At 57.5% G+C, this 261-nt stretch carries 1 protein-coding gene; it reads left to right on the top strand.

Translation table 11 applies throughout. From position 1 onward, the window contains the following. The coding region (locus ACEN88_RS35655; protein WP_413347115.1) for a hypothetical protein at positions 1-202 on the top strand (202 nt) is incomplete at its 5' end. Positions 203-261 lie beyond the last annotated feature (59 nt).

Below are 261 nucleotides of genomic sequence, written 5' to 3'. Positions count from 1 at the left end.
CCCATACACCTTTTGCCCACCGGTTGAACTCGGGCAAGCAGTCAACAAGCCTTCGCTGGGATGCAGTCTGCTGGATATCGGCGGATCCATACAGCTCGCTTCGGAGACTGTCGCACAAACTCCTGACCATCTCGGTGACTCCTTTATCGAGCAGGAAGCGCCCGTCGGCCGACGAGAGCTGTTGGCGTGTTTGACCCAGTAGATCCATCAGATAAGGTGACGATTCGGGGTGGGTTGGTAGTGGACATCCAAGGGGGACGG

Source organism: Massilia sp. CT11-108 (assembly GCF_047302915.1).
GTDB lineage: Bacteria > Pseudomonadota > Gammaproteobacteria > Burkholderiales > Burkholderiaceae_D > Telluria > Telluria orientalis.
The sequence above is the reverse complement of the archived record's forward strand: the minus strand, read 5'-3'. Positions and strand labels throughout refer to the sequence as shown.